13 protein-coding genes are annotated in these 17,011 nt (G+C 34.3%); 5 read left to right on the forward strand and 8 right to left on the reverse strand.

The features are described 5' to 3' along the window. Positions 1-56 precede the first annotated feature (56 nt). Positions 57-1,274, forward strand: coding sequence for a peroxiredoxin family protein (locus tag RH81_RS11310; RefSeq protein WP_033960452.1), 1,218 nt, complete (start codon positions 57-59; stop codon positions 1,272-1,274). A 135-nt stretch (positions 1,275-1,409) separates the two neighbouring features. Continuing rightward, positions 1,410-2,513, forward strand: coding sequence for a DUF2911 domain-containing protein (locus RH81_RS11315; RefSeq protein WP_033960453.1), 1,104 nt, complete (start codon positions 1,410-1,412; stop codon positions 2,511-2,513). A 55-nt stretch (positions 2,514-2,568) separates the two neighbouring features. Here RH81_RS11315 and RH81_RS11320 read toward each other — a convergent pair whose 3' ends face one another. Genes RH81_RS11320 through recG form a run of 3 tightly spaced genes read right to left on the reverse strand, consistent with a single transcriptional unit; the run spans position 2,569 to position 6,352 of the window. After that, positions 2,569-3,150, reverse strand: coding sequence for a MiaE family protein (locus RH81_RS11320; protein WP_033960454.1), 582 nt, complete (start codon positions 3,148-3,150; stop codon positions 2,569-2,571). Positions 3,151-3,180: 30 nt separating this feature from the next. Continuing rightward, the gene (locus tag RH81_RS11325; protein WP_033960455.1) at positions 3,181-4,248 is read right to left on the reverse strand and encodes a flavin monoamine oxidase family protein; all 1,068 of its coding nucleotides are present in this window, start codon (positions 4,246-4,248) and stop codon (positions 3,181-3,183) included. Position 4,249: 1 nt separating this feature from the next. Further along, complete coding sequence (gene recG / locus RH81_RS11330; protein ID WP_033960456.1) at positions 4,250-6,352, reverse strand: ATP-dependent DNA helicase RecG; 2,103 nt, start codon at positions 6,350-6,352, stop codon at positions 4,250-4,252. A 103-nt stretch (positions 6,353-6,455) separates the two neighbouring features. Between recG and RH81_RS11335 the strand changes: the two genes are divergently transcribed. Next, positions 6,456-8,156 carry a peptide-N-glycosidase F-related protein gene (locus tag RH81_RS11335; RefSeq protein ID WP_241478986.1) on the forward strand — a complete coding sequence of 567 codons (1,701 nt, stop codon included), beginning with the start codon at positions 6,456-6,458 and terminating at the stop codon, positions 8,154-8,156. A gap of 151 nt (positions 8,157-8,307) precedes the next feature. Beyond that, complete coding sequence (locus RH81_RS11340; protein WP_033960457.1) at positions 8,308-9,201, forward strand: patatin-like phospholipase family protein; 894 nt, start codon at positions 8,308-8,310, stop codon at positions 9,199-9,201. Positions 9,202-9,208: 7 nt separating this feature from the next. On the opposite strand, the gene RH81_RS11345 is transcribed toward RH81_RS11340, so the two are convergent. From RH81_RS11345 to RH81_RS11355, 3 genes are read right to left on the reverse strand one after another with little or no spacing between them, the layout of a single operon-like run. Then, positions 9,209-9,727, reverse strand: coding sequence for a DUF7935 family protein (locus RH81_RS11345; RefSeq protein ID WP_033960458.1), 519 nt, complete (start codon positions 9,725-9,727; stop codon positions 9,209-9,211). An 18-nt stretch (positions 9,728-9,745) separates the two neighbouring features. After that, positions 9,746-11,323 (reverse strand): FMN-binding glutamate synthase family protein, encoded by a 1,578-nt coding sequence (locus RH81_RS11350; protein ID WP_033960459.1) that lies wholly within the window; start codon positions 11,321-11,323, stop codon positions 9,746-9,748. A gap of 1 nt (position 11,324) precedes the next feature. Then, positions 11,325-12,596 carry an amidohydrolase gene (locus tag RH81_RS11355; RefSeq protein WP_033960460.1) on the reverse strand — a complete coding sequence of 424 codons (1,272 nt, stop codon included), beginning with the start codon at positions 12,594-12,596 and terminating at the stop codon, positions 11,325-11,327. A gap of 137 nt (positions 12,597-12,733) precedes the next feature. Between RH81_RS11355 and RH81_RS11360 the strand changes: the two genes are divergently transcribed. Beyond that, a complete protein-coding gene (locus RH81_RS11360; RefSeq protein ID WP_033960461.1) occupies positions 12,734-15,052 on the forward strand; it encodes an ATP-dependent helicase in 2,319 nt (772 codons plus the stop codon). On the opposite strand, the gene RH81_RS11365 is transcribed toward RH81_RS11360, so the two are convergent. Both RH81_RS11365 and RH81_RS11370 read right to left on the reverse strand, forming a co-directional pair. Next, positions 15,053-16,021 (reverse strand): glycogen-binding domain-containing protein, encoded by a 969-nt coding sequence (locus RH81_RS11365; RefSeq protein WP_033960462.1) that lies wholly within the window; start codon positions 16,019-16,021, stop codon positions 15,053-15,055. Further along, positions 16,018-16,977 carry a pepsin/retropepsin-like aspartic protease family protein gene (locus RH81_RS11370; protein WP_033960463.1) on the reverse strand — a complete coding sequence of 320 codons (960 nt, stop codon included), beginning with the start codon at positions 16,975-16,977 and terminating at the stop codon, positions 16,018-16,020. The genes RH81_RS11365 and RH81_RS11370 overlap by 4 nt, the downstream gene beginning before the upstream one ends. Between the last annotated feature and the right edge of the window lie 34 nt (positions 16,978-17,011).

Consider the following 17,011-nt stretch of genomic DNA (forward strand, 5'->3'; position numbering starts at 1 on the left):
TTTCTTTGTAAGAATTATAAAATTGTTCTGACTATTAGTTCATTAATCTCCACATTATGAAATTTTCTCTTACTTTTTTTCTTGTTATGATGTTGTTTTTCTCTTGTAAAACGAAAGAGAGTAATGATTTGAAACTTGGTGTTTGGCGTGCAGAATTGCAGGTAACTCCAGATGAGGTGTTGCCTTTTGTATTTGAGGTAACCTCTCCACAATCTTTGAAAATTTTTAATGCTGACGAAGTGATTTTAGTGAATGATATCATATACTCAAATGATACTATTGTATTTAAAACTCCGGTATTTGAAGGTTATGTTGAAGCTGTTATTCGTAACGGAAGCTTAAAAGGAAGTTTTATAAAAGAAAGTTTAGATCGTGTAGTTCCGTTTTCTGCGGAATTTGGAAATAGTGATCGTTTTAGTTCTGAAACTAATGATACTAGACAAAATGTAGATGGAAATTGGGAAGTTGTTTTTAGTCCAGATATTGAAGCTGATAGATATATTGCTAAAGGAATTTTTAAACAAAACGGAAATAAAGTCACAGGAACTTTTAGAACCACAACAGGAGATTATAGATACTTAGAAGGAATTCTGGACGGAAACACAATGAAACTATCAACCTTTGATGGTGCTCATGCGTTTCTGTTTACTGCCAAAATTAAAGGCGGAACGATGGAAGGTATGTTTTACTCTGGAAATCATTGGCAAGAACCTTTTATTGGACAACGAAACGAATCATTTGAATTGCCAGATGCTAACGATCTTACATTTTTAAAAGAAGGATATGACACTTTGGAGTTTTCATTTCCTGATGCAGAAGGTAACATGGTGTCGTTATCAGATGACCGATTTAAAAACAAAGTCGTTATTGTTCAAGTAATGGGAACTTGGTGTCCAAACTGTTTGGATGAAAGTAAGTACTATTCAGAATACTATAACACTTCAAGTAATAAAGACGTAGAGTTTGTAGCATTGGCTTTTGAATATGCTAAAACTAAAGAAAAAGCTTTCCAAAGTATTAAACGTTTAAAAGAAGGTTTAGGTATTAATTATCCAATTTTATTAGCCCAGTATGGAACTTCAGATAAAGCTAAGGCACAAGAAAAATTACCAATGTTGAACCATGTATTGTCGTATCCAACATCTATTTTTATTGATAAAATTGGTAAAGTGCGAAAGATACATACAGGTTTTAATGGTCCAGCAACAGGTGATGAATATACCGAATTTAAAACGGAGTTTACGACTTTTGTTGACATGTTGGTAAGCGAGTAATAGTATTTTAGAGGTCTCTTACTTTTCTTAAAAAACGTTAATTAACAGTCTGTCAGTGCTTTTTAACGAAACGCTAACAACTGCCATCTACAATCCTGTCTAACTTGTAGACAACAAACTAAACAATCAATCAAAATGAAACAATTCAACACAATCCAATTATTGGTGTGTTTATGCCTATTCGTAGGTTTCCAAACAAACGCACAAATTAACACACCTAGTGTGAGTCAGAAAGCAAAAGTCTCACAACGCGTAGGAGTGTCAAACATTACAATTAAATATTCAAGACCAAGCGTAAACGGTAGAGATGTTTGGGGAAGTCTCGTGCCTTACGGTATGAATAACCTTGGTTTTGGCACATCTACTGCAGCACCATGGAGAGCTGGCGCAGATGAAAATACGACGATTACATTTTCGCATGACGCAAAAGTAGAAGGGAAGCCAATTAAAGCAGGAACATACGGACTTCATATCGAAGTTAAGCAAGATAATAAAGCAACCCTAATATTATCTTATGATACTGATTCTTGGGGAAGTTTCTTTTATGAACAGAGTAAAGATGCATTACGAGCAGATATAATAACTACAACAGTTCCGCATCATGAGTTGCTAACTTATGAATTTAATGAAGTGCTTGCGAATTCAGCAACAGCTACATTAGCTTGGGAGAAAAAAGGATTTCCATTTACAGTATCTTTTGATGTCACTAATATTGTATTAGATGATTGGAGACAGAAAGCAAAAGGACAACCAGGTTTTCAAAGACAAAACTGGGAGCAAGCAGCAAATTTCGCTCTTAATAATGGAGGTGATTTAAATGAAGCTTTAGGATGGATTGACAATGCTGTTGCAGGGCAGTTTTTTAGCCAGAAGACTTTTAATAATTTACAAATCAAGGCTCAAATTTTAAATAAACTAGGAAAAGCTGATGAGGCTACAGCTGCAATGGATGAGGCTTTGCAATTGGCTACTATTTTTCAAGTGCATCAATATGGTAGAACCTTGATAACAAATGGTGAAGCAGATAGAGCGTTTGAAGTATTTTCTTTGAATGTAGAAAAGAATAAAGATCAGTGGCCAGTACATTATGGTATGGCAAGAGCGTATTCAGCAAAAGGGGACTACAAAGCTGCATTAAAGCATTTGAGAAAATCATTAGAGAATGCTCCCAATGATGCTAGTAAAGATAGAGTTCAAGCTAATATTGATAAGCTTGAAAAAAATGAAGATATCAATTAAAAAAACGTTCAGATTTCGTTTTAAAGCTCAACTTTTTCAAAAAGTTGAGCTTTTTTTATCCGTGAATGCTTCCTGATTTTCCGTAACTTTTAATAACCTCTCCTTCAAATTCGACTAAATCTTTCCAGCGTTGGTCGACATCAATGTCTTTTCCGTATTTTCTAGCAAATGTTATAAATGTCGTATAGTGACCAGCTTCGCTAACCATTAAGTCATAATAGAACTTAGACAATTCAGGATCTTTGATCCGTTGTGAAAGCAACTTAAAACGTTCGCAACTTCTAGCTTCAATCATTGCTGAAAATAGTAAACGGTCAACCATACTTTGTAATTGATTCCCGCCTTTATTCATGAATTTATATAACTCATTGACGTAGCTGTCTTTCCTTTCTCTGCCTAATTTATAGCCACGTGTTTTGATGATGTTATGAACCATTTGAAAGTGCTCAAGTTCTTCTTTAGCTAGTTCTAGTAATTCCGTTACAAGGTCTTCGTATTGCGAATTATTAGTAATTATAGTAATAGCATTTGTAGCTGCTTTTTGTTCGCACCATGCATGATCAGTAAGGATTTCCTCAATATTCTCTTCAGCAATAGTTGCCCAACGTGGATCTGTTTCTAATTTAAGATGTAGCATGCTCATAAGATTCGCTTTTTGTAAATATAATTATAAGAGATTTTCTATTTGTTTAAATATATGTTGAGCACTTCTTATAGCGCCTTCCATTTTTCCTGACGCATAAGGGCTTGTTTCTGTGCCAGCAATAAATAAAGTATTGTCTAAATAGCTGTTTTGATATAAAGGATGGCCATTATTATATTGAGGCATTATGTAATCGTCGTATTCTGTGGCTGTATAATTCTCGTCTTTCCAAACTAATTCTTCGTATGAAAGAAAGTCAAGCACTTGGTCGCCATAATAACTTTGCAATTGGTTTAATGCTAATTTAAGCCGTTCTTCTTTAGAATTACTATGGAATGAATTATTCATAAAGCCAACAAGAGCGTGTTGAGTTCCGTCTGAACTAGAATGGTCGTAGAATTCTTGTAAAGGACTAACATTGCTATAAATTGTTCCGCTTGTTCGTTTTTCTTTCCAGAAAGGAGTCTTAAATGTAAATCCAACCTTAATTGATTCTCCCATCCAGGTATGAGTTTTATTCATAACATCAATTAATTCTATAGGTAAAATGGGCTCTATATTGATCGTTTTTTTAAATAAAAAAGGAGGAAGGGTTGAAATAACTCGCTTACACTGAAATTCAAGATTATTTGATTTAACTATAGAGGAATCCTCATTTTTTTGAATAGATTTTATGGTGCAATTCGTTATGATTTGACTGTCTTCCAATCCATTAGCTATAGCTTCAATTATGCTTTGTGTTCCTTTGTTGATACGAAAACTACTATGATTGTTATTCGGTAAATTAACTAATTGTGGAGGATTTGTCTTATCTGGTTCATAAATAGCAGTATTGCCATAATGTTGATCAAAGACATCTAATTTGAGGGCCTTTAAAAGTTTTAAAAGTTCTGAATGCTCATTTGTTAGCCAAGTTGCTCCCAATTCAACTGGTGCTTGGCTTTCGTTGTATTTTGTGTAAATACGACCGCCAATCCGATTTCTGGATTCTACAATTGTAACCGAAAGATTTAATTGCTTTAAGTAGTGAGCGAGAGTTAAGCCAGTTAAACCAGCGCCAATAATAAGAATATCTGTATGTTTGTTTTGCATGTTATGATATATAGTTCCAGATATTCTTGTATTTACTAAGCTGTCGGTAAGTCTGTAAAATAGTTTTATTTTCAACAGAACCTAAGGAAGGGTCACTATTTAAAATACGTTTGGCGTAAAACCGTGAGCTTTGTAAAATATCTTTATCCTTAATAATGTCTGCAATTTTAAGATTTAGAACACCACTTTGTTGAGTTCCCATGATGTCTCCTGGTCCACGAAGTCTTAAATCAACTTCTGCTATTTCAAATCCATCACTAGTTCTGGTCATTGTTTCAAGTCGTGTTTTGCTGTTTTGACTCAGTTTATGTCCTGTCATTAAAATGCAGAAACTCTGTTCGGCACCACGACCAACACGGCCTCTGAGTTGATGCAATTGTGATAAGCCAAAGCGTTCTGCGCTTTCAATCACCATTACTGAGGCATTTGGAACATTAACTCCAACTTCAATAACTGTAGTTGCGACCATAATTTGTGTTTGTCCTTTTACAAAACGTTGCATTTCATATTCTTTGTCTGCAGGCTTCATTTTGCCATGAACTATAGAGATTTGATATTTTGGCAAGGGAAAATCGCGAACAATACTTTCATAACCGTCCATTAAATCTTTATAATCTAGTTTTTCGCTTTCTTGTATTAATGGGTAGACGATGTAAATCTGTCTTCCTTTATCAATTTCATCACGAATAAAACGCAATACTTTAAGTCGGTTTTTGTCGAATCTATGAACCGTTTTTATTATCTGTCTTCCAGGAGGTAATTCGTCAATAATTGAGATGTCTAAATCGCCGTAAACAGACATTGCTAAAGTTCTAGGAATTGGCGTTGCTGTCATTACCAAAATGTGTGGAGGAGAGGTGTTTTTTTTCCATAATTTTGAACGTTGAGCAACACCAAATCGATGCTGTTCATCAATAATCGCAAGTCCTAAATTTTTGAATTTCACCTTATCTTCGAGTAGCGCATGAGTGCCAATTAAGATTTGTAAATCGCCATTTTCTAACGATTCGTGAATTTTTCGTCTTTCTGAAGCAGTACTTGAGCCAGATAGTCTTGAAATACTGATATTCAATTTATTACATAATTCACTTAATCCTTGGTAGTGTTGGACTGACAAAATTTCAGTCGGAGCCATTAGGCAAGCTTGAAAACCGTTGTCAAGCGCCATTATCATTGACATGAAGGCAACTATAGTTTTTCCAGAACCAACATCACCTTGAAGTAGTCGGTTCATTTGAGCATTGCTGCCTAAATCTTGTCTGATTTCTTTTAAAACACGTTTTTGTGCATTGGTTAAATCGAATGGTAAATGGTCTTTGTAAAAGGTGTTAAAATAATTTCCGACCGACTCAAAAGGGAATCCCTTTATTTTGGATTTATGAATTAGATTTTTAAGAATTAATTGCAATTGAATGTAGAATAATTCTTCAAACTTTAATCGAAATTCTGAGCGCGTTAAAAGCTCTTGATTTTTTGGAAAATGAATGTTAAAAAGCGCTTCGCTTTTAGATACTAATTTGAGTTCAGAAATTAGATTTTCAGAAAGCGTTTCTTTAAATCGTCCTTTAGTTTCTAAAAACAAACTTTGCATGATTTTGGTCAGTACGCGATTTGTAACACCTTTATTCGACAATTTTTCGGTAGAAGGGTAGATAGCTTGCATAGATGAGCGAAGGTTTTGTTCGTGTTCACTCAATAGTTCTAAATCAGGATGTGGTAGGCTAAAAGTGCCATTAAACCAGTTTACTTTCCCGAAAATCACATAAGGTGTATTGATTTTAATGCTGTCTCTTATCCATTTTTGTCCACGAAACCATACCAATTCTATTCTTCCTGTGTCGTCTTCAAATGTTCCTACTAGTCTTTTTCCTCTTTTTTGAGCGACCTCTTTAAATCCTATAACCTTTCCAACGATTTGAACCTCTGCGCTATTCCTCTGTAAATTGCTGATTTTGTAGTATTTAGTTCTGTCTAGGTAGCGATTGGGGAAAAGGTTAATCAAATCCTGGAAGGTGTGAATGCCTAATTCACTTCGCAGTAAGTCTGCTCGATTAGGGCCAACACCTTTAAGGTAGTCAATAGGAGTTTGAAGGTTAGTACTCATATTTTCAAAATTATCACTTTTTTCTAACCTTTTATTATCAATTTTATCTTTTCAGAAATATTATCACATATAATCTTTATATTGTGGAAAAATCAATAAAAATATGAAAACTAGTAATTTAAAAAAGAGCTTAGGAGTCCTTGTATTCGTAATGGGATTGTTATTTATTGTTAACTGTAGTAGTGATGATTCTTCTAGTGGTGACGCACAGCAATCAGGTATTGTTGTAACAGGTGCAATCGTCTCTTTTGGTGAAGTTGATGTAGAAAGTAGCTCTGCTTCTCAAAGTGTTCTTGTTAAGGGTACTAGTCTTTCGGCGGATTTGTCAATAACTGTTACTGCGAATTTTGAGATTTCTTTAGACGATGTGAGCTATACAAATCAGCTTAGTATAGACAAAAGCGAGGCTAATAGTGAGAATCAGACATTGTATGTGAGATTTTCTCCTTCAATGAGTGATTTGGGTCTCGTTACTGGCACTGTTTCAGTTGAGAGCAATTCGGCTACCACAAGGACATTGAATTTGAGTGGTACAGGATTGAGTATTACTCCATTGATCACTGTGAATACAATGAGTCTTAATTTTGATGATACTCAGGTTTCGGCTAATTCTTCTTCATTAACCCTTTTTGTAGATGGAGATAATTTAAATTCTGTAATAGATATAGCTACAACTGAAGGTTTTGAAGTTTCTTTAGATGGATCCGCTTTTTCAAGTGCGTTGCAAATTCCTTCTGAATCTGCAAATAGTCAGGCAACTGTATTTGTTAGGTTTGCGCCAATAGCTATTGGGAGTATTACAGGAACTTTGAATATTGTTAATTCTGAAGCTGATAACGTTGAGGTTTCGTTAGCAGGTGAAGGTACTCCCGTGATACATAATTACACTACTTTTAGTGATGAGCCTTTAGCTTTTGGAACTGGTTTTAGTCAGGCAGCAGAGCAGACGTTTACACTTCATTCAGATGTGTCTAATATTTCGCAAATAAAAATGTATATGCAAATTGACTGTCCTTCAACAGGTTGTGATGATTGGGATAGGTATGCTAATATAATGGTTAGAGATCCTGATTCTGGAGATTGGTATGAAATTGGGCGTTATATCACACCTTATTGGGTTGGAACTCAATTGTTGCCGAGAGGTTTAGAGTTTGATGTAACGGATTTCAAATCGTTATTAACTGGTAGTGTGGAAATAAGAATTTATATTGAAAACTGGACGGCTAAGGCTGATTTGGTTTCTATTGATTTTGACTATATTGAAGGAACGCCAGATTACGAATACTATGCGATTGCTGAGGTAATGCAATATAATGCGAATTCCTTAGAAGGAGTTCCTTATGGTGTCAATCACAATTTTGATTTAACAAGAACTGTTTCAGTTCCTTCGAATACAGAATCTGCACATCTTAGAACTGTTATTTCAGGTTGGGGACATGCAACGCCAAATGATTCAGATGGAAGACCTTGCGCAGAGTGGTGTTATAGAACACATGATGTTAAGGTTAATGGAGCTTCAATGTTTCAGCATAATATGGGGCCAATAGGCTGTGCTTCAAACCCTATAAATAATCAAAACCCAGGAAATTGGACGCCTGATAGAGCAGGTTGGTGTCCAGGAATGGTGGTTCCTCCAAGAATTGATCAATTTGCTACTTCTATGGCTGGAAACTCGTTTTCTTTTGAGTACGATTACGAAGATTGGGTTAGTGATTTGGCTGGTGGTGGCGCTTTTTACGCAACGTCTACTTTTGTTGTTGTTAAAAGTAATACACCAATTAATAAGCCTGTAGTTACCGATTAAATAAAATTAATTATTATACCAATAAAGCACGTTTTAGGCGTGCTTTTTTGATTTATTATAGTTTCAATTTTCATTAACGAGCATTTAAAATTTGTATTTTGGTAATATGTTTAATCGTAAGAAGTGTGTTGACAACAAAAATAAGTTATAAATGAGAGCATTAGTCATATCAGGAGGAGGAAGTAAAGGTGCTTTTGCGGGCGGTGTTGCGCAATATTTGACTAAGGATTTAGGCCGAAACTACGACATGTATTTGGGAACCTCTACTGGGAGCTTGTTGGTGCCTCATTTAGCTGCCAACGATGTTGGTAAGTTGTATAATGTTTTTACAAATGTAGAGCAGCGGGATATTTTTAGTATAAGCCCTTTTGTTCAACGTCAAAAAGGAAATCGTGAATACGTTTCCATTGATTTTGTGAATTCGTTATGGCAATTTATTAGAATGAAGCGAACGTTTGGTGAGAGTAAGTCTTTGAAACGATATATTAGACGAAACCTTACAAAGGAAGAGTTTGATAGAATTAGAAGCACTAAAGAGGATGTAGTTGTAACTGTTTCTAATTTATCTATGAATCGCGTAGAGTATAAGTCGATTAAAGAGTTTAGTTACGAAGAGTTTTGTAATTGGATTTGGATATCGTGTAATTATATTCCGTTTATGTCTTTAGCTACTGTTGATGGTTATGAGTATGCAGATGGTGGTTTGGGTTGTGTAATTCCAATTCGAGAGGCAATAGAGCGAGGTGCGACTGAAGTAGATGCGATTGTTTTAGAGTCTGAAAATATGAAAAATCAAAAAGTATTGGGTAAGAATCCGTTTTCTTTAATGTTGAGTTTGTTCGGACATCTTTTGGATCAAGTTGAAAAAAATGACATCACAATAGGTAAGTTGGCAGCTAAAAATAAGGGAGTAAAGCTTAATTTGTATTATACACCAACAAGCCTCACGGAGAACTCTTTAATTTTCAGTAAGCGTTTAATGGTAAAATGGTGGGCTCAGGGTTATGAGTATGCTAAAAGAAAACATGAAAAGCCAGTTTCCTGATAGTTTTTTACCAAATTTCAGAAACTTCTTCTTTAATAAATGATAGTGCTGCATCGCTTGGAGATCGCTTATCCATCATGTCGCTTAAAATGACTTCTCGTAGTTTGTCAGCTGAATCTACTCTGTCTGATAATGTAGCTTTTCTAATCATCTGGATCGTTGCGTTTTTTGCGGTAGAAGTAATGCTCCAGCACTTGTCTGTAACGTAGATTTGTTGTGCTAAATTATGGTCAAATTCTTGTTCAATATTTGCTATAAGTAATGATTCATAATCACCTTTATTTGAAGATGTTGGCTTTACCCTTAAGAGTAATTTAGAGGGTTTAGTTCTTTCCAAAAAAAGAGACATGCGCTCATAAGCTTGAAGTCGTAATGGTAGAGCTTCTTTTTGAAGGTCTTTTTGTACCAAATAATTCCTCCGGTTATTTTCATTTTCTACATGTTCTCTAAAAAATAAAAAAGCAATTGCTCCAGTAACTATTGCTGGTATGCAGTATAATAATAAGCCTAAGATATCTAATTCCATATTGGGTTTAAAGTGTTTTTAATTTGTAGTTTCTGATTGTTTCAAGTTACCACCCAAAAATATACAATCTTTTAAATCTTGCATAGAAGAAAAGGGAACTTTTGTTTTATGGTACATGTAAGTTGCACTTAACTCTTGAGATAAGTTGTGGTCATCTACATTAACTTCAACATCATCCATATTAAACTGACATGGATGTTCATGTCCAGCTGCATGTGTAATTTCAATTAATTCTTTTTTAAATGATTTAAAATACTGGGCTAATCGTTCAGATTTTAAGGGTGGATTTATTCCATTTTGAAGCCATTTACTTTGTGTCGCAATACCAGTAGGACAGCGGTTTGTATGACAAACTTGAGCTTGTATGCAGCCGATACTCATCATAGCTTCACGAGCTACATTTACACAATCTGCTCCCATTGCAAATGCCATAGCTGCCTTTGCTGGAAATCCTAGTTTACCACTCCCAATAAATACAATACGTTCTGATAAATCTTTGCTTTCAAATAATTTGTATAAATCGCCAAAAGCATAAACCCAAGGCAAGCTAACGTGGTCTGCAAAACTTGGAGGAGCAGCACCTGTGCCACCTTCGCCACCATCAACAGTAATGAAATCTGGACCTTTACCAGTTGCAATCATGATATCTGCAAGTTCTGACCATTGATCTAATTTTCCTATAGCTGCTTTAATTCCGACAGGTAAACCAGTTTGTTCAGCAATATCTTCAATAAAATCTACAAGTTCTGGAACATTTGAAAATGCTTTATGATTAGGAGGAGATAGAACATCCTTGCCAATTTCTACACCTCTAATTTCTGCAATTTCTTTTGTGATCTTTGCTCCAGGAAGAACACCACCTTTACCTGGTTTCGCGCCTTGTGATAGTTTTACCTCAATAGCTTTAATAAAAGGGTTGTCTTCAACTAGTTTTATCATCTTTTCCATTGAAAACCCACCATCTTCAGCTCTTACTCCAAAATATCCTGTTCCAAAATGAAAAACAACATCACCTCCGTTTTTATGATATGGAGACAAACCTCCTTCACCAGTGTTATGATAAGCATGAGCGATTTTAACACCTTTATTCAATGATTCTATAGCTTTCGCAGATAATGAACCAAAACTCATTGCAGAAACGTTTATAATAGAAGCAGGGCGATAAGGCTTGCGTCTTTTATTGTATGCTCCCATGACTTTTGCACAAGGAATAAAGGATTTGTCAATACTGTTAGGATGATTGGCACCAATTTTAAAGGGCATCATCGCATTATTAATAAAAATATGCTGATGCGCATAAATATCACGATCAGTACCAAAGCCTTCATAATTGTTTTCTTGCTTTGCAGAAGCGTAAATCCAACTACGTTCTATTCTATTAAAAGGTAATTCTTCTCTATTGTTAGCTACAAAATATTGACGCATTTCAGGTCCAATACTTTCTAGAAGATAACGAATATGTCCAATGATTGGGAAGTTATGACTAATGGTATGTCTTTTTTGGAAAAAGACATCTCGAATAGCAATTAATGCTAAAACAATTATAATCCATAGCCACCAAGGGATATTGGATAGTGTATCTAAAATTGATTCCATATTAGTATTGGTTTAAATAATCAAATGTCATTTGAGTTAATGCTCTGACGCCTAGTAATAAACCACTTTCGTCTATAAAAAAACTTGGTGTATGATGTGGGTGAAGTTCGGTATCGCCTATAGTCATGCCGCCAAGATAAAAATAAAAACCAGGAATCTTTTCTTGAAAATACGAAAAATCTTCACCAATTGTTTCAGCTTTAATCTGAACCACTTTATCTTCTCCAGCTGCTTTTTTTAGACTTGGTAACATGTCTCTTACTAAATCATGATTATTATAAGTTATTGCAGTTTGATTTCTGAAAGAAATGGTAGCTTCTCCACCATAAGCTTTAGCAATGGTTTCTGTCATTTCTGTCATACGCCTAATAATTAGTGCTTTCATGTCTGGATCTAAAGTTCTAACTGTTCCTATAAGTTCTGCCGTTTCAGGAATGATATTAAATCGAACACCACTGGTGATTTTTCCAACTGTAATTACAGCAGCTTCATTAATAAGTTTTGATTCTCGACTAATTATGGTTTGTAAACCGTCAATAATTTTTGCTGAAATTAATATAGGATCAACACCTAACCAAGGCGCAGCTCCATGAGCCTGTTGCCCTTTTACATTAATGACAAACCGTTCTACAGCAGCCATAGCGCCTCCTGGTTTGTAATGTATTTGTCCGACTTCAACCATTGATCTCAAATGCAAACCAAAAATGGCATCTACTTTCGGGTTCTCAAGAACACCTTCTTTGATCATTAATTTTGCGCCACCTTCTTCTCCAGGAGGAGGACCTTCTTCAGCAGGTTGAAAAATAAATTTCACAGTACCTTTAATTTTATCTTTATTCTTTGAGAGAATTTCAGCAACCGACATTAAAATTGCGGTATGACCATCATGTCCACAAGCATGAGCCACACCTGTTTCATTTCCTAAGTAATCAGTAGTGAAAGTAGATTTAAATGATAAATCACTGTCTTCGGTAACTGGAAGAGCATCAATATCTGCCCTAAGAGCTACTACTTTTCCGGGATGATTACCTTTTAAAATACCAACAACTCCTGTAATAGCAACACCAGTTTGTACTTCTAAACCCAATGATTTGAGGTGTAATGCTATTTTTTCTGCGGTCTTAAATTCTTGATTTGATAATTCTGGATGTTCATGAAAATCACGTCTCCATTCGATCAATTTAGACTCTATTTCAATAAACTGTGATTCTAAATCATTTTGAGCAAATGTGCTTGTAATTCCTAAGAGTAGAAACGCATATAGGGTTTTCATGGTTATGTTTTTTGTTTAAAAACCTAAATATATATCAAAAATTAGCCGCCGCAATGATTGTTTATAATTATTGATAAAAGCAATGCGTATAACCTAATGCAAATAGTTATTTTTATGGTTCTAAAAACGACAAAGAATTGGAAAAATATTTAAGCCAGCTAAATGAAGCACAATTAGCACCAACATTACAAAAAGACGGTCCAATGATTGTTATTGCTGGAGCTGGTTCTGGTAAAACTCGAGTATTGACTTATAGGATTGCTTATTTAATGAGTCAAGGTGTAGATTCGTTTAATATTTTAGCATTAACCTTTACGAATAAAGCGGCCAAAGAAATGAAAGGCAGAATTGCTGATATCGTTGGAGATGGTGAAGCAAAAAATCTTTGGATGGGAACATTTCACTCCGTGTTTGCTAAGATTTTACGTTTTGAAGGACATCATTTAGGCTTTCCAAGTAATTTTACAATTTACGATACACAAGATTCTCAAAAACTATTAGGCTCCATTATTAAAGAAATGGGCTTAGATAAAGATATCTATAAAACAAAACAGGTTTACAGTAGAATTTCATCATATAAAAATAACCTAATTACCGTTAAGGCATACTTAAAAAATCCAGAACTCATTGAAGCAGATACTGCAGCAAGACGTCCACGAATAGGTGAAATTTACAAAAACTACGTAGACCGCTGTTTTAAAGCTGGTGCGATGGATTTTGATGATTTGTTGCTAAGAACAAATGAGTTATTAACGCGTTTTCCAAATGTATTAGCTCAGTATCAAAATAAGTTTAGATATATATTAGTAGATGAGTATCAGGATACCAATCATTCACAATATCTAATTGTAAGAGCCTTGTCTGATCGTTTTCAAAATATATGTGTGGTTGGTGATGATGCGCAAAGTATTTATGCCTTCCGTGGAGCTAACATCAATAATATTTTAAACTTTCAGAAAGATTATGATGACGTTAAAGTGTTTAGGCTTGAACAAAATTATCGATCTACAAAAAACATTGTAGGAGCAGCAAACTCGGTTATAGAACATAACAAAACGAAATTGGATAAAATCGTTTGGACAGCTAACACTGAAGGTGAAAAAATAAAAGTAAATCGCTTGATGACAGATGGCGATGAAGGTCGTTTTGTAGCGAGTTCTGTTTTTGAAAATAAGATGCAACATCAGTTACCAAATAGTGATTTTGTTGTTTTGTATAGAACTAATGCACAATCTCGTGCTATTGAAGATGCACTTAGAAAACGAGATATTCCATATCGTATTTATGGTGGACTATCATTTTATCAACGAAAAGAGATTAAAGACGTCACAGCATATTTGCGATTAATATTGAATCCAGCAGATGAAGAAGCTCTAAAACGTGTTATTAATTATCCTGCTCGTGGAATAGGTCAAACAACTATAGATCGATTAGTAGTTGCAGCAAATGGCTTTGAGAAAACCATTTTTGAAGTGCTTCAGAATATTGATAAAATTGATATTAACATCAATAATGGAACAAAAAATAAACTACGAGATTTTGTAACACTTATTGAGAGTTACCAAGTTATGAATCAAACAGCAAATGCTTTTGATTTAACAGAACATGTGACTAAATCTAGTGGTTTAATTAGAGAGGTTAATAAAGATGGAACACCCGAAGGACAAGTTCGTTTAGAGAATGTTGAAGAATTATTAAACGGTATTAAAGATTTTGTTGAGGGTCAAATAGAACTTGCTGATGCAGGAGATACTTTATCAGAATTTTTAGAAGATGTTGCATTAGCAACCGATTTGGATGCAGATAAAGGCAATCCAGATCATGTGGCTTTAATGACAATTCATATGGCTAAAGGACTAGAATTTCCTTATGTCTATATTGTTGGAATGGAAGAGGATCTGTTTCCTAGTGCTATGAGCATGAATACCAGAAGCGAACTAGAAGAGGAGCGACGTTTATTCTATGTGGCTTTAACAAGAGCAGAAAAACAAGCGTATTTAACCTATACTTTATCTCGTTATCGTTGGGGAAAATTGATAGATGCTGAACCTAGTCGTTTTATTGAAGAAATTGATGATCAATTTGTAGATGTTTTAACGCCAATAAACGAACCTCGTCAAAACCCTATGTTATCTGCGGATATTTTTGGTGATATAGAACCCAATCGTATTCGATTTAAAAAACCAATTAAACGGAAACAAGAGGCAAAACCTGCAAAGTTTGTTGCACCTAAAAATTTGAAACCTGTTGCTAAATCTTCGGCTTCTAATGATAAAACGAATCTATTTGATGGTAAATTATCGGTTGGAAATATTGTAGAGCATACGCGTTTTGGTAAAGGTGAAGTATTAAAGATAGAAGGTAAAGGTCCTGATGTAAAAGCCGAAATTAATTTTGAAGTTGGAGGTGTAAAGAAGCTATTACTTCGTTTTGCGAAACTAGATGTTCTAGGCTAATTATCGTACCATAAAAACTGAATTGACATTTCCTTCATCATCATATTCTTTAACAGAATTATTTGGATCAAGAATCCAATTTCCATCTATTATAAATTTGTAATGATGTTTGCCTGCAGGTAATGGTAATCGATATTTCCAATACCCATTATCAGTTTTAGTCATTTGGAGGTCGCTTTCATTCCAATCGTTAAAAGATCCTGATAGAACCACACTGTTAGCTTCCTCATATCCTTTTAGAAGAAATGTAGCGTATTTCCCTACGTTTATTCGAGAGTTAAATTCACTAAATTCATTTTTTACCTTATCAGGATTAGAAGGATCTTCCATCCATTGTCCGTCAACTATAAAACGATAATCATATTCTCCAGGTTTCATCTGAACTTTTAGTTCCCAACCATTTTCAATTTTATACATTCTAAAGAGATGCTCATTCCATTTATTGAAAGAACCAGCCACAATAACATTTTGAACATCATCATGACCTCTTAATCTAAAACGCACATTTCCATTATCATCTGGATATGCTTTAGGGTACATTTTGAGATTGTAAACATGAAGATTTTCTCCGTTTAGATCTTTAGCGTCAACAGCATTGGGAGTATTCTTATTTGGTTCTGCCCAATACTCATTGTTTATAATGAACTTAAATTCCCAAGTAAATTCACCTTCAAATTTACTTACAGGTTTTCTAAGTTGGTAAGTGTCTTCATCAATTTTAGTCATTTTCCAATCATACTTTGACCAATTATTGAATTCTCCAGAAACCACAACATTTTCAACTGTTAAGTCGTCAAAATTAATTCTGTTTCCTGCTTTATCGTGTGATAAGGTTTCGTAATCTGATCGATGAAAAGTAAATACAACATCTTCATTTTCAATAGTATATCCTTTTTGATTTTGAGCAAAAGAAGAGTGTATCGTGATAACGAATAGGAGAATGATTGTATATAAAGACTTTATTGTCATTGCCTGTATAATGGATTCTTTACAAAGTAAAGCTTTTCTTTTTTATAATTTATAATTGTACGTTGTTGCCTAAAAAATTCATAACCTAAAATACCATCAAGCCTAGTTCCAAAAGCTTTATTCAAATGGTTGAGGTTTGTTAAAATGGTTTGCATAGGACCAAAGTAAATAGACTCCGTCAATTTAACACGATACAATTTTCCTGCCAAAACCTCAATCTTTTTTCCGCTAGCACCAATTAATTGCATTCGTCGCTTTGGGAAAAATTGTTTCAAAGCCTCTTTGTTAATTTTTTTATTGAGTTGATTGTATTCAGCTGCTGTATCCAGTCCAAATTTTAATGTTTGTCCATCTACAGACGCTTCAATTACAATAGTGTGTTTTTTTAATTTGAAATCGACACTGTCAATTAGTTTTTCTAGGTAAACAGAATTGTCAAGTTTTTCTCCTTTAGCATTTACTTTAGAGAGTGTAATTTGATTAAGGTGCATGTCTATAAAGACTTCATAATTTTTTAATATATCATAACCAATAATTCCTAAGAGATGCATTTTTTTACTGATTTCGATATGTGATAAATCAATAACATCAGAAAGCATGTTTTGAATGACTAAATCTTTTATAATAAATTCTCTTAAGCGTTTTTCTAATGGATTGTCAATAAAATCAATAACTCCAGAGGTTTGCTTTAACGCATCTAAATTAGAATTTTTGCCCTTAAAATGGTTCTTATTTAGAATTAGGGTTTCAGAACCTGTATCAATAATAAAATTCCCTTTTTGATTTAGCAGTTCTGCTTCTATAACAATAAGATGATCTATAAGCTTAAACGGAATCCTTGTTGTGTAACTATTTAATAATTCAGCTTGTGGAAACGAAAGTATTTGGTTGCTTTCTTTATTAGAACCAAATAATGCTAACGTACTGAATAATAATATGTAAAAGATGTTCCGCATATTATATAGACGTTTTTATTAAAGAGATGTTACA

The sequence above is a fragment of the Psychroserpens jangbogonensis genome (assembly GCF_000797465.1).
Taxonomy (GTDB): domain Bacteria; phylum Bacteroidota; class Bacteroidia; order Flavobacteriales; family Flavobacteriaceae; genus Psychroserpens; species Psychroserpens jangbogonensis.

Bases quoted from the DNA above. Each gene is read 5' to 3' on its own strand.
- RH81_RS11310 (WP_033960452.1), top strand. From the start codon at position 57: ATGAAATTTTCTCTTACTTTTTTTCTTGTTATGATGTTGTTTTTCTCT.
- RH81_RS11315 (WP_033960453.1), top strand. From the start codon at position 1,410: ATGAAACAATTCAACACAATCCAATTATTGGTGTGTTTATGCCTATTC.
- RH81_RS11320 (WP_033960454.1), bottom strand. From the start codon at position 3,150: ATGCTACATCTTAAATTAGAAACAGATCCACGTTGGGCAACTATTGCT.
- RH81_RS11325 (WP_033960455.1), bottom strand. From the start codon at position 4,248: ATGCAAAACAAACATACAGATATTCTTATTATTGGCGCTGGTTTAACT.
- recG (WP_033960456.1), bottom strand. From the start codon at position 6,352: ATGAGTACTAACCTTCAAACTCCTATTGACTACCTTAAAGGTGTTGGC.
- RH81_RS11335 (WP_241478986.1), top strand. From the start codon at position 6,456: ATGAAAACTAGTAATTTAAAAAAGAGCTTAGGAGTCCTTGTATTCGTA.
- RH81_RS11340 (WP_033960457.1), top strand. From the start codon at position 8,308: ATGAGAGCATTAGTCATATCAGGAGGAGGAAGTAAAGGTGCTTTTGCG.
- RH81_RS11345 (WP_033960458.1), bottom strand. From the start codon at position 9,727: ATGGAATTAGATATCTTAGGCTTATTATTATACTGCATACCAGCAATA.
- RH81_RS11350 (WP_033960459.1), bottom strand. From the start codon at position 11,323: ATGGAATCAATTTTAGATACACTATCCAATATCCCTTGGTGGCTATGG.
- RH81_RS11355 (WP_033960460.1), bottom strand. From the start codon at position 12,596: ATGAAAACCCTATATGCGTTTCTACTCTTAGGAATTACAAGCACATTT.
- RH81_RS11365 (WP_033960462.1), bottom strand. From the start codon at position 16,021: ATGACAATAAAGTCTTTATATACAATCATTCTCCTATTCGTTATCACG.
- RH81_RS11370 (WP_033960463.1), bottom strand. From the start codon at position 16,977: ATGCGGAACATCTTTTACATATTATTATTCAGTACGTTAGCATTATTT.